This is a genomic window from Flavobacterium sp. YO12 (genome assembly GCF_004119495.1).
Classification (GTDB): Bacteria; Bacteroidota; Bacteroidia; order Flavobacteriales; family Flavobacteriaceae; genus Flavobacterium.
The window spans coordinates 18460-28586 of sequence record NZ_NRQU01000060.1 but is presented as its reverse complement, the minus strand read 5'-3'; the positions used below and the strand labels follow the sequence as shown (position 1 = coordinate 28586).

Below are 10127 nucleotides of genomic sequence, written 5' to 3'. Positions count from 1 at the left end.
TAAACATTTTTACTTCGCTTAAGAGCTATTAAATCTTATATTTGCAAAATTTTAAAGCCCAAAAATATCATTTTGGCATAAAGAGAAAGAAAAACTTAAAATTATAATCCATTAAGTAATACCGCTTAGTGGCTTGACTCTAGAAATTTGGAGTCTACTAAAAATAAATAGAAACAACAGATGAAAGCAGGAATTGTAGGATTACCAAATGTTGGAAAATCAACATTATTTAATTGTTTATCTAATGCAAAAGCGCAAAGTGCTAACTTTCCGTTTTGTACAATCGAACCTAATATTGGTGTTGTAAACGTTCCAGATCCAAGAATCAATAAATTGGAAGAATTGGTAAAACCAGAACGTGTACAAATGGCAACAGTAGATATCGTAGATATTGCAGGTTTGGTAAAAGGAGCAAGTAAAGGTGAAGGTCTTGGAAATCAGTTTTTAGGAAACATTAGAGAGTGTAATGCAATTATTCACGTTTTGCGTTGTTTTGATAATGATAATATTGTACACGTTGACGGAAATGTAAACCCAATTCGTGATAAAGAAACTATCGATATCGAGTTACAGTTAAAAGACTTAGAAACGATCGAAAAACGTTTAGAAAAAGTAAAACGTGCTGCAAAAACTGGAAACAAAGAAGCTCAAGCAGAAGAAGCTTTGTTAAACAGAATTAGAGAAGCTCTTTTGCAAGCAAAATCTGCAAGAACAATTATTCCTCAAAACAATGATGAAGAAGTTCTTATGGAAGCTTTTCAATTAATTACTGCAAAACCAGTTCTATATGTTTGTAATGTTGACGAAAGTTCTGCAGTAAACGGAAATAAATATGTTGACCAAGTTCGTGAACTAGTAAAAGATGAAGAAGCTGAAGTTATTATTCTTTCAGTAGGAGCAGAGGCAGATATTACAGAATTAGAAAGTTACGAAGAACGTCAAGTTTTTCTAGAAGATATGGGATTAACTGAGCCGGGAGCATCAGTTTTAATTCGAGCAGCTTACAAATTATTAAAGCAGCAAACTTACTTTACAGCTGGTGTAAAAGAAGTTCGTGCTTGGACAATCAATATTGGAGCTACAGCGCCTCAAGCTGCTGGAGTTATCCACACTGATTTTGAAAAAGGGTTCATCCGTGCCGAAGTGATTTCATACGAAGATTACGTTCAATACGGTTCTGAGGCAAAAGCAAAAGAAGCTGGAAAATTTAAAGTTGAAGGAAAAGAATATGTGGTGAAAGATGGAGATGTAATGCACTTCCGTTTTAACGTTTAGTCTTTTTTTTAGAAAATAGAAATAAAGAAGAAAGAGAATAGATTAAAACTGCTGGAGAGATTCAGCAGTTTTTTTTGTGCCTAAAAGTTAATATTCACAAAGTATGTCATTTCGACGAAGGAGAAATCTTCGCAAGTAGCTCAGCAACGAAAATCGCCAATCTTTGTCGAGTTTCTAGGGGAGATTTCTCCTTTGTCGAAATGACAAACTGTACTTTTGCGTTGTAGTTTTTTTTAAAAAATCCGTGCAAATCCGCCCTTTCGCGAAAGCGAATCAGTAAAATCCGTGTGCCATTTCGCAAACGAATTAGCAACTTGAAAAAAATTGGCTCAAAAATTGGTTAGAGAAAAATTAACCAATAACTAATCTAAAACCAATCAATCAAAATGCTAAAAAAATCTTTCAAATTTATAGGCTGGACACTTTTCGGAATTTTCACTTTTCTGGCTTTGTACATTTCATCAGTTTTAATTATTTCGAAAATCACCGTGAATTCAGATATTGCAAAAGTCGAAGAAGAAAATGCGATTCCAATTTACATTCTTTCAAACGGTGTTCATACCGATATTGTCGTTCCGATAAAAAATGAAATCAAAGACTGGCGAAATGAAATTCAATTTAATCAAACCCAATCAAAAGATTCAATAATGAATTTTATCGCTTTCGGCTGGGGCGACAAAGGTTTTTATCTCGATACACCAGAATGGTCTGACTTAAAAGCAAGTACCGCTTTAAAAGCTGCATTTGGAGTAAGTTCATCTGCCGTGCATACTACATTTTACAAGCAATTGCAAGAAGGAGAAGACTGCAAGCGTATTTTAATTTCGAAAGAGAATTATCAAAACTTAGTTACTTATATTTCTGATAGTTTCAATAATCCAACAAAACCAGAATGGATTGAAGGTCACAGCTACGGAAAAAGAGATGCCTTTTATGAAGCAAAAGGGAGTTACAGTCTTTTTTATACGTGTAATACTTGGGCAAACTGCGCCTTGAAAGCAGCAAATCAAAAAGCGAGTTTATGGACAGTTTACGATAAAGGGATTTTTTGTCATTATCAATAAATTTTAGTGTAGTTCCTACAGGACAATTATTAAGTGTCGGTTTTGAAGGTTACCAATATTTAATCTCTACGAGATATTTATATGAATTAGAAATGGTCATCATAATTTATCTTTTTAGAATTAATAGTATTTAAATCATAAAAAAACTCCGTTAGGAGTTAAATATTGGTAGAAAGATAAGTAAATATCCACGGATAATTGTCCTGTAAGGACTACATGATTTGAATCTATTAAAAACATGGAGAAAATATAAAATTCCTTGAGAATACGAAAAATCGAAATTCATCATAATTGCTTAAATTTGAGAGAATCTCAAAGAATGAGCAGATGAAAAATCAAAATATATTTTCAAAATCCTGGTATTTATTAAAAACAACATTTTTAGAATTTAATGATGACAATGCTATAAAGTTAAGCGCAGCATTATCGTATTATACCATTTTTGCATTACCTCCATTATTGATAATTATAATTACTATTTGCGGCGTTTTTTTTGGAGAAGAAGCGGTCACAGGGCAATTATATGGCCAAATCAATAGATTGGTTGGGAATAATGCTGCGGTACAAATTCAAGAAGCAATTAAAAATGTTCAATTATCAGACAGCAATGTATTTGTAACGGTTTTTGGAGTTATAATGCTCTTAATTGGGGCTTCGGGAGTTTTTGCCGAAATTCAGAGCTCAATCAATTATATTTGGGGATTACGGGCAAAACCCAATAAAGGTTTGAAAAAGTTTATTCAAAACAGAATAATGTCATTTTCAATGATTGTAACTGTTGGATTCTTAATGCTTGTGAGTTTGATGCTAAATGCCACACTCGATGTTTTAAACGCACGATTAAAACTTTATTTGCCAGATACTACTGTGTACCTCTTTTATATTATAAATTTAGTAATTGTTTTAGCAAGTATTACATTGCTTTTTGCAATTATATTCCGAACTTTACCTGATGGAGTTATCAAATGGAAAGATGCTTTTATTGGCGCTTCCTGCACCGCAGTTTTATTTATGATAGGTAAATTTGCGATTGGGCTTTATTTAGGAAATTCGACAATTGCCAGTGTATATGGTGCAGCTGGTTCCGTAATTATAATATTGGTCTGGGTGTATTATTCCGCCATTATTTTATACTTTGGAGCTGAATTCACGAAGGTTTATGCGAAAACTTTTGGCGGCAGTATTTCTCCAAATGAATACTCTGTAGAAATACAAAAAGAGATTTTTGAAATCGAGAATAACTAAAAAAAATACCACAATATGAAAATAATAGCGTTTGGAGGAAGTAACAGTACACAGTCAATCAATAAACATTTAGCAACTTATGCATCAAGTTTATTTGAAAATGCTGATGTAGAAGTTTTAGATTTAAATGATTTTGCAATGCCGCTGTTTAGTGTTGATTTAGAAAAACATATTGGTCAGCATGAACTTGCAAAAGCTTTTTTGGCTAAAATAGAAAGCGCAGATCTTTTAGTAGTTTCTTTGGCGGAGAATAATGGAAATTATTCCGCAGCATTTAAAAACCTTTTTGATTGGTGTTCAAGAATAATGAAAGAAATTTTTCAGCAAAAGCCAATGTTGTTATTAGCAACTTCACCCGGAGTGCGAGGCGGAGCATCAGTTTTAGAAATTGCCAATAATGCTTTGCCAAGATATGGTGCTCAAATAAAAGCGACTTTTTCATTGCCTGCTTTTAATGCCAATTTTGATTTAGAAGAAAATAAAATCTCAAATGCAGAGTTAGATAAAGAACTGAAAGATATTATCAAATCAAGTTTTTAATCAATGCCGCAAAAAAAGATTGCTTTTATATTCCTGCTGTTGAACAGTATTTTTTTGAATTACGCTTTTGCACAAAAAATTAGTGAAGTTGACAGAATTGTTGCAAAATATCCAAACAAATTTGCATCAACAGAAAAACTAGCAGAAAAAATTGAAACAGACTTCAATTCTGATTATGATAAAGCACGAGCAATTTACAGTTGGATGGCTTTTAATATAAAGTACGATTACAATGCTTTTCTAAATCCGCCCAAAACACAAGGTTTTTCATATTCAACAGAAGCAGAAAAGCAACGCAAAATTAAAGCGTTGAATGATAAAATGCTTCAAAAAGCTTTTGCTTCAAGAATGGCAGTTTGCGAAGGATTTACAGCTTTGTACCAACATTTGGCTGAATTAGTTGGTCTTAAATCTGAAATAATTCGCGGAGATTCTAAAACCAGATTGGCTGATATTGGAAGAAAAACAACTTCTTCAAACCATGCTTGGAATACCGTTTTGATTGATAAAAAGTGGCGCTTAGTTGATGTTACTTGGGGACAAGGATATTATGACAGTAACAAAGGAAAAATGGTTAATGATTTTACGCCTGTTTATTTTGATACTGATCCTGATTATTTTTTTGCAAAACACTTTCCAGATTCAGGCTCATATTTAGGAAATAAATTAAGTAAAGAAGATTTTCTTAACGGGCCTTTGATTTACAATAAAACAATAGAAGGAGATTATCAAGTTAAATCGCCGATTTCTGGAATTATTAATGCAAAATTTGGTGATAAAATTACTTTCGAAATCAAAAATGTTTCAAAATCCGATCAAGTTTTTTATCTCAATAAAAAGAATCAGCCTGTTAAAATTCAAAACTCAAGAGAAAAACGAGGCAGTTTAGAATTTCAAATTGCTTACGACAAAAACATCGGAGATTATATTACTATTTATGCTAATACAAACAGTATTGTTTCTTTTAAAATAATTAAAAAGTAAATTCTGAAAAGGTTTATTTAGCAGTGTTTTCTCCTTTTATCGAATTGCCGTATCTTAGCAATTCAGGATTTGAATTAACGACCTATGGAGACTACTTTTTTGAAATCAATCTTAGATAATGATTTTTATAAATTTACGATGCAGCATGCTGTAATACGGCTTTTTCCAAAGGCAAAAGTTCGTTATGGGTTTATAAACAGAGGAAAGCATATTTTTCCTGAAGGTTTTGCAGATTTGCTTCGACGTTCTGTTGATGCTTTGGCTGATCTTCGTTTAACAAAAGAAGAAAAAAATTATCTATCGCATTATTGCCCTTATCTTGATCCCACTTATTTAGATTTTCTGCAAGGGTATAGTTTTGATCCTTCTGAAGTACAAATCTCGCAGGAAGGTTCAGAAATTAAAGTTACCGTTGAAGGGTTTTGGTACAGAACAATTTTATGGGAAGTTCCGTTAATGTCTTTAATTTCAGAGCTTTTTTATAAATCAAATCATTTAATTCGCTTAAATGATGAAGCAATTAAAAATCTTACCAAAGATAAAATAGATAATTACAATAAGCTGGGTGTTTCCGTTTTAGAATTTGGTACAAGACGTCGTCATTCTTATGATGTTCATGTTCTTGTTAATGACACCTTGAATACTTTTGGAGGTCAGAGTTTTATGGGAACCAGCAATGTGCATTTTGCAATGCTCAATAATAAACGTCCGTTGGGAACCCATGCACACGAATGGTTTATGTTTCATGCTGCACAATATGGTTTTAAAATGGCCAATTTAATAAGTTTGGAACATTGGACTCAAGTATACGGCGGCGACCTCGGAATTGCCTTAACAGATACTTATACTACAGAAATATTTTTCAATCAATTTGATAAAAAATATTCCAAACTTTTTGACGGCGTTCGACATGACAGCGGTGACCCGATTGAGTTTGCTCAAAAAGTGATTTCGCATTATACCAAGATGGGAATTGATCCAAAATCGAAAGCTATAGTTTTTTCGGATTCTCTTAATTATGAAAAAGTAAAAACGATCGTTGATTTTTGTCAAGACAAAATAAAAATGTCTTTCGGAATCGGAACAAATTTCACTAATGATGTAGGGCTTCCTGCCATGAATATGGTGATTAAATTGACGGATACGAAACCAGATAATTTACATTGGCAGGGTGTAGTGAAACTTTCTGATGAAAAAAATAAAAATACGGGAACGCCTGAAATGATTGCTTTGGCGAAGGAAGTACTCGGAATCAAATAGTATTTCTTTGCCGAAAAAGCAGTTTTTTCATCATTTTAGCCCCTGTTTTTTTAAAAAAATAGTTTAAATAGATTTTAAACTGTTATTATTCATAACAAAAAGAAAATACGCTTTTATTTTTTGTTAAGAAATGGTACATTAGCAAAAAATCCTAAATTCATATATGCTAGAGCAAAATCAATATACCGAAGATAATATTCGTTCGCTTGATTGGAAAGAACATATCCGTATGCGTCCCGGAATGTATATCGGAAAATTGGGAGACGGTTCTTCTCCTGATGATGGTATTTATATTCTTTTAAAAGAGGTTTTAGACAACTGTATCGATGAGTTCGTAATGGGCTCTGGAAAGACTATTGAAGTGACTATCAAAGATAAAACGGTTTCTGTTCGTGATTACGGGCGTGGAATTCCGTTAGGAAAAGTAGTTGATGTAGTTTCGAAAATGAATACAGGTGGAAAGTACGATTCTAAAGCTTTCCAGAAATCAGTTGGTTTGAACGGTGTCGGAACAAAAGCGGTAAATGCGCTTTCGAACTATTTCCGTGTAGAATCTGTTCGTGATGATAAACAAAAAGCAGCGGAGTTTTCTGCTGGAAATTTAGTTTCAGAAGAAGATGTAATTGATACTACAAAACGTAAAGGAACAAAAGTAACTTTTACGCCAGACGAAACAATCTTCAAAAACTATAAATTCCGTTTAGAATATGTAATCAAAATGGTCAAAAACTATTGTTACTTAAACAATGGTTTGACTATTATTTTTAATGGAGAAAAATACTATTCAGAAAACGGACTTCGTGATTTATTAGAAGAAACAATTAGCGAAGAAGATTTAGAATATCCAATTATCCACTTAAAAGAGCATGATATTGAGGTTGCGCTTACACACAGTAAAACGCAGTACAGTGAAGAATACCACTCTTTTGTGAATGGTCAGAATACAACACAAGGAGGAACGCACTTAGCGGCGTATCGTGAAGCCGTTGTAAAAACAATTCGTGAGTTTTACAATAAGAATTTCGAAGCATCAGATGTTCGTAAATCGATTGTGAGTGCGATTAGTATTAAAGTGATGGAGCCAGTTTTTGAGTCTCAAACCAAAACAAAATTAGGTTCTACAGATATGGGTTCTGATGATGGAACACCAGCGGTTTCTGTTCGTACTTTCGTAAACGATTTTATCAAAACAAAGCTTGATAATTACCTGCATAAAAATCCAACAACTGCTGAGGCTTTACTTCGTAAAATTCTTCAGGCAGAACGTGAGCGTAAAGAATTATCAGGAATTAGAAAACTGGCAACAGATCGTGCTAAAAAAGCGAATCTTCACAATAAAAAATTAAGAGACTGCCGTGCGCATCTTCCAGATACCAAAAACCCAAGAAACTTAGAAAGTACGCTTTTTATTACCGAGGGAGATTCGGCTTCCGGATCGATTACAAAATCGCGTGATGTAAACACACAAGCGGTTTTCAGTTTGCGTGGTAAGCCTTTGAACTCATATGGAATGACTAAAAAAATTGTGTATGAAAACGAAGAATTTAACTTACTTCAGGCGGCACTTGATATCGAAGACGGACTGGAAAAATTGCGTTACAACAACATCGTAATTGCAACCGATGCCGATGTCGACGGAATGCACATTCGTTTGCTTTTAATTACTTTCTTTTTGCAGTTTTTCCCTGAGTTAATCAAAGAAGGGCATTTGTATATTTTACAGACACCACTTTTCAGGGTTAGAAACAAAAAAGAAACGATTTATTGTTATTCTGAAGAAGAAAGAAAAGACGCGATCGAGAAACTAAAGCCGAAACCGGAGATTACCCGATTTAAAGGTTTAGGAGAGATTTCGCCAGATGAGTTCAAGAATTTTATTGGAGACACGATCCGTCTTGATCCAGTTATGATGGATAAACATACTTCGATTGAACAGTTGTTGTCTTTCTATATGGGGAAAAATACACCAGATAGACAAGAGTTTATTATCAAGAATTTGAAGGTTGAGATTGATGAGCTTGAAGAGGTTTAGTACGCTTTTAGTTTTATCGATTATCTTGGGAATAATTATGGTTTCCTGCAATAAAAATAAAGCTTTTGAAGGAGAAAGAAATTTGGACTATTCTGATGCTTTTGATTTAGAAAAAGAAGCAATTAAAAAGGTTGAAATATTTTCTTATCCAGATCGATTAGCTTGGGATACACTCAGGCATAAAGAAATTATTAGAAATAATAAGATTGATTTCAACACTTCAATGATCAATGAAAAAGTTACATTATTGAAAGAAACTCAAATAAAAGAATTATTTAAGTTGATTAAAATTCATTGTAAAGTTGAAGGCGATGTTGCTCCTTATTCAAGCTGCTATATGCCAAGAAATTTAATTCTCTTTTACAATGATCAAAATAGAATTATAGGACATATTGAACTTTGCTTTGAATGCGGAACATCTGAGTCGTCTAATAATCTTAAAGAAAATTGGGATTATTGTAAAAATGATGTGAAAGATTTTTTCAAGAAAGTAGGTATCAAATATTTTGTTGACACAGAAGAAAAAGAAGAAAAAGAAAGATTGTTTTTGGATGGTCTGAAAACAGCTAAAAAATAAAAATATAAAGTTCTAATAATTTTAGAATACTAAATGTCAGACGGCCTTCAAAATAAAGTATTTTCCAACAAGTTGCCGAGTTATTGCAAAATGCTCGACAACAGGTTTTGCGTACCGTAAATTCAACAATGACAATTACCTATTTTGAAATTGGAAGAATAATTGTTGAAGAAGAACAAAACGGAAAAGATAGGGCTGAGTATGGTAAACAGCTTTTAAAAGGATTATCTCAACAATTGACAAAGGAATTTGGGAAAGGGTTTTCGATTCGAAATTTAGAACAAATAAGACAATTCTATATAACTTTCTCAAAATCCGAGACACTGTCTCGGATTTTGGAAATTCAAAAATCGCAGTCACTGACTGCGGAATTCAAATCTGAAAAAACGCAGTCAGTGACTGCGGAATTCAAAAGTCTGGATTACCAAACATTGGCTTCGTTTTTTAAATTAACATTTACTCATTATGTCTTTTTAATGCGAATTGATGATGAAAAAGAAAGACGTTTTTACAAAATCGAAGCTGAAAAACACAATTGGAGTGTACGAGAACTAAAACGCCAATATGATACCGCACTTTATACAAGATTAACATTAAGCAGAGATAAAGAAGGAATCTTAAAACTTTCAGAACAAGGTCAAATTATTGAGAAACCAAAAGATATTATCAAAGATCCGTATATTCTTGAATTTTTAGGATTGCCAGAATTGCATCAATACTCTGAATTACAATTAGAAGAAGAAATCATTAATAAACTGGAAAATTTCTTATTAGAATTAGGTCACGGTTTTACTTTTGTGGGAAGACAGGAAAGAATTACTTTTGATGACAAACATTTTAGGATTGACTTAGTTTTTTACAATAGAATATTGAGATGTTTTGTTCTTATCGATTTGAAAATTGGAGAATTAAAACACCAAGATTTAGGGCAGATGCAAATGTATGTCAATTATTATGATAGAGAAATGCGATTGGAAGATGAAAATAAAACAATCGGGATTGTGCTTTGCCAAAATAAAAGTGAATCTGTTGTGAAATATACTTTGCCAGAAAATAATGAGCAAATTTTCGCCAGTAAATATAAGACCGTTTTACCAAGCGTTGAAGTTTTAAAAGAACTTCTTGAAAACAAATAAATTTATAATTTCGA

General features: G+C 32.8%; 9 protein-coding genes. All 9 read left to right on the top strand.

The genetic code is table 11. From position 1 onward, the window contains the following. Positions 1-180 precede the first annotated feature (180 nt). The 9 genes from ychF (at position 181) to BOW55_RS16745 (ending at position 10113) form a co-directional block, all read left to right on the top strand. Entirely contained in the window at positions 181-1275 is a 1095-nt protein-coding gene (ychF, locus tag BOW55_RS16785; RefSeq protein ID WP_129025142.1) for a redox-regulated ATPase YchF, read from the top strand. Positions 1276-1661: 386 nt separating this feature from the next. Further along, positions 1662-2339 (top strand): TIGR02117 family protein, encoded by a 678-nt coding sequence (locus tag BOW55_RS16780; protein WP_129025140.1) that lies wholly within the window; start codon positions 1662-1664, stop codon positions 2337-2339. A 327-nt stretch (positions 2340-2666) separates the two neighbouring features. Further along, on the top strand, positions 2667-3584 hold the full coding sequence (locus BOW55_RS16775; protein WP_129025138.1) for a YihY/virulence factor BrkB family protein: 918 nt from the start codon (positions 2667-2669) through the stop codon (positions 3582-3584). A 15-nt stretch (positions 3585-3599) separates the two neighbouring features. After that, entirely contained in the window at positions 3600-4124 is a 525-nt protein-coding gene (locus BOW55_RS16770) for an NADPH-dependent FMN reductase (RefSeq protein ID WP_129025136.1), read from the top strand. 3 nt (positions 4125-4127) lie between these two features. Beyond that, a complete protein-coding gene (locus BOW55_RS16765) occupies positions 4128-5108 on the top strand; it encodes a transglutaminase domain-containing protein (RefSeq protein ID WP_129025134.1) in 981 nt (326 codons plus the stop codon). 84 nt (positions 5109-5192) lie between these two features. Next, positions 5193-6368: a nicotinate phosphoribosyltransferase gene (pncB, locus tag BOW55_RS16760; RefSeq protein ID WP_129025132.1), complete on the top strand. Its 1176-nt coding sequence runs from the start codon at positions 5193-5195 to the stop codon at positions 6366-6368. 163 nt (positions 6369-6531) lie between these two features. Continuing rightward, the gene (locus tag BOW55_RS16755) at positions 6532-8400 is read left to right on the top strand and encodes a DNA topoisomerase IV subunit B (RefSeq protein WP_129025130.1); all 1869 of its coding nucleotides are present in this window, start codon (positions 6532-6534) and stop codon (positions 8398-8400) included. Next, entirely contained in the window at positions 8381-8977 is a 597-nt protein-coding gene (locus BOW55_RS16750) for a hypothetical protein (RefSeq protein WP_129025128.1), read from the top strand. Before BOW55_RS16755 ends, BOW55_RS16750 begins: the two co-directional genes overlap by 20 nt. Positions 8978-9105: 128 nt before the next feature. Beyond that, entirely contained in the window at positions 9106-10113 is a 1008-nt protein-coding gene (locus tag BOW55_RS16745) for a YhcG family protein (RefSeq protein ID WP_241686598.1), read from the top strand. Positions 10114-10127: the final 14 nt, after the last annotated feature.